At 64.1% G+C, this 2,895-nt stretch carries 3 protein-coding genes and 1 pseudogene; all 4 read left to right on the forward strand.

Annotated elements, in window-relative coordinates:
- Positions 1-411, forward strand: a pseudogene (locus tag ENZ74_RS27540) (heme ABC transporter ATP-binding protein); the annotation flags it as partial.
- Positions 408-1,547 carry an ABC transporter permease gene (locus ENZ74_RS27545; RefSeq protein ID WP_063168988.1) on the forward strand — a complete coding sequence of 380 codons (1,140 nt, stop codon included), beginning with the start codon at positions 408-410 and terminating at the stop codon, positions 1,545-1,547. The pseudogene ENZ74_RS27540 and the gene ENZ74_RS27545, both read left to right, overlap by 4 nt.
- 1 nt (position 1,548) lies before the next feature.
- Positions 1,549-2,520, forward strand: coding sequence for an ABC transporter permease (locus ENZ74_RS27550; protein ID WP_013529631.1), 972 nt, complete (start codon positions 1,549-1,551; stop codon positions 2,518-2,520).
- Positions 2,521-2,575: 55 nt separating this feature from the next.
- The coding region (locus ENZ74_RS27555; protein WP_127313135.1) for a cytidine deaminase at positions 2,576-2,895 on the forward strand (320 nt) is incomplete at its 3' end.

Consider the following 2,895-nt stretch of genomic DNA (forward strand, 5'->3'; position numbering starts at 1 on the left):
TTCCTCAACATCGATGCCATCCGCAACGATGCCAGGGACAAGATCGCCAAATACGACATCCGCCCGGCCGACTGCCGGCTGAAGACCGCCAATTTCTCCGGCGGCAACCAGCAGAAGATCGTGCTGGCACGGGAGATGGAACAGGACCCGGGCGTGCTGATCGTCGGCCAGCCGACACGCGGCGTCGATGTCGGCGCCATCGAGTTCATCCACAAGCGCCTGATCGCCATGCGCGACCAGGGCAAGGCGGTGCTGGTGGTGTCGGTCGAGCTGGACGAGATCCGTTCGCTGTCCGACCGTATCCTGGTGATGTTTGCCGGCCGCATCGTCGGCGAGCGCGGTCCGGAAGCGACCGAGGGCGAGCTCGGCCTGCTGATGGCCGGCATCGAGCACCAGGAGGCCGCGCAATGAGCACGCCTTACGCCAAACTGCCGGCCTGGGCCGACTATGGCCTGATCCCGCTGATCAATCTGTTCGTCGCCTTCGTCGTCGCCGGCTTCGTCGTGCTTCTGGTCGGCGAGAATCCGTTGCGCGCCGCCGTCATCCTGGTCGAAGGCGCCTTCGGCAAAGGCACAGGCATTGCCTTCACCCTGTTTTATGCCACCACCTTCATCTTCACCGGGCTTTCGGTCGCGGTTGCCGCGCATTGCGGCCTGTTCAACATCGGCACCGAGGGGCAGGCCTACATCGCCGGCCTTGGCATCGCCATCGTCTGCCTGAGCTTCGACAGTACACTGCCATGGTGGCTGACCTTCCCGCTGGCGATCATTGCTGCGGCGGCGGTGGGCGCATTGTGGGCGCTTATCCCGGCCTATCTGCAGGCCAAGCGTGGCTCGCACATCGTCATCACCACCATCATGTTCAACTTCATCGCCGCCTCGATCATGGTTTACCTGCTGGTCGGCCCGTTGAAGCCAGCCGCCTCGCAAGCGCCGCAGACGCGCAACTTCCTCGCCGGCGCGGAATTGCCCAAACTCAACTGGATCATCGAGCTGTTCGGCGCCAAGATCCGTTCGGCGCCGCTCAACGTCACCTTCCTGCTGGCGCTGGTCATGGCCTTCCTGGTCTGGCTGCTGATCTGGCGCACCAAGCTCGGCTACGAGATGCGCACCTACGGTCACAGCCCGAAGGCGGCACGCTATGCCGGCATTTCCGAAACCCGCATCATCATCACCGCCATGATGATCTCGGGCGCACTGGCCGGCATGATGGCGCTCAATCCGGTGATGGGCGATCAGCACAATGTCGCCATCGACTTCGTTTCCGGCGCCGGCTTCGTCGGCATCGCCGTGGCGCTGATGGGCCGCCTGCACCCTGTCGGCATCGTATTGGCGGCGGTCCTGTTCGGCATGCTCTACCAGGGCGGCGCCGAACTCGCCTTCGAGATGCCGGCAATCAGCCGCGACATGATCGTCATCATTCAAGGCCTGGTGATCCTGTTTGCCGGTGCCCTCGAGCACATGTTCCGGCGCTACATCCAGGCGCTGTTTGCCTCGTTCAGTCCGCGATCGGTCGGCATGGAAGCGGTCAAGGGGAAAGGTGCCTGAGATGGATGTGTTCAACGCGATCATCCAGACACTGGACTCCACCATCCGCCTCTCGGTGCCGCTGCTGCTTGCTTGCCTCGCCGGGCTCTATTCGGAACGCGCCGGCATCTTCGACATCGGCCTCGAAGGCAAGATGCTTGTCGGCGCCTTCGCCGGTGCGGCCGCAGCTTCCGTGTTCCATTCGGCCTTTCTCGGCCTCGGCATGGCGGTCGTGATCTCGGTCGCCTTCGCCATGATCCACGGCTTTGCCTCGATCACTCATCGCGGCAACCAGATCGTCTCCGGCGTGGCGATCAATTTCATCGCCGCCGGCTCAACCATCATCCTCGGCCAGGCCTGGTTCCAGCAGGGCGGGCGCACGCCGGCGCTGCAACCGGGCGAGCGCTTCGAGGCCATCACCTTGCCGGGCGCCGAGGCCATCCGCGACGTGCCGATCATCGGACCGATCTATGCCGAACTCCTGTCGGGCCACTCGATCCTGGTCTATCTTGCCTTCCTGATGGTGCCGTTCACCTGGTGGGTGCTGTTTCGCACCCGCTTCGGCCTGCGCCTTCGCGCCGTCGGCGAGAACCCGGCCGCCGTCGACACCGCCGGCATCTCGGTCGCCTGGCTGCGCTACCGGGCGCTGATCTGCACCGGCATCCTCACCGGCATTGCCGGCGCCTACCTGTCGATGGTGCAAAATGGCGGCTTCGTGAAGGACATGACTGCCGGCAAGGGCTATATCGCGCTGGCAGCCTTGATCTTCGCCAAGTGGAAGCCGGTCAACGCCATGTTCGCCTGCCTGCTGTTTGGCTTCCTGGACGCTGCGTCGATCCGCCTGCAAGGATCCCCGCTGCCCATCATCGGCAAGGTGCCGGCGCAGTTCATGCAGGCGTTGCCCTACATCCTCACCGTCATCCTGCTCGCCGGCTTCATCGGCAAGGCAATCCCGCCACGCGCCGGCGGCGTGCCTTATGTCAAGGAACGTTGAGCGACGGGTCGGCTTTGCGCCGGGTTTTGAACACGATCATCGGAGAGAACGCTGAATGTCGCATGATCTGTTCGAGGCCGCCAAGGCCGCCATGGCCAAGGCCTACGCGCCCTATTCTAAGTTTCCGGTCGGCGCTGCCTTGCGCACCGAGGACGGTCGCGTCTTTACCGGCGCCAACATCGAAGTCGCCTCCTATCCGGAAGGCTGGTGCGCCGAGACCACGGCGCTCGGCCACTATATTATGGGCGGCGGCGGCAAGATCGTGGAAATCGCCGTGCTTGCCGAACGCATGGCCAAATGCTCGCCTTGCGGCGGCTGCCGCCAGCGGCTTGCCGAATTCTGCCGGCCGGAAACAAAGCTCTATCTCTGCGACAA

The sequence above is a fragment of the Mesorhizobium sp. M7A.F.Ca.CA.002.15.2.1 genome, assembly GCF_003998715.1.
Lineage (GTDB): Bacteria > Pseudomonadota > Alphaproteobacteria > Rhizobiales > Rhizobiaceae > Mesorhizobium > Mesorhizobium ciceri.

Excerpts from the sequence above, each read along its gene's own strand:
- ENZ74_RS27550 (WP_013529631.1), top strand. The coding sequence starts at position 1,549 with ATGGATGTGTTCAACGCGATCATCCAGACACTGGACTCCACCATCCGC.
- ENZ74_RS27545 (WP_063168988.1), top strand. The coding sequence starts at position 408 with ATGAGCACGCCTTACGCCAAACTGCCGGCCTGGGCCGACTATGGCCTG.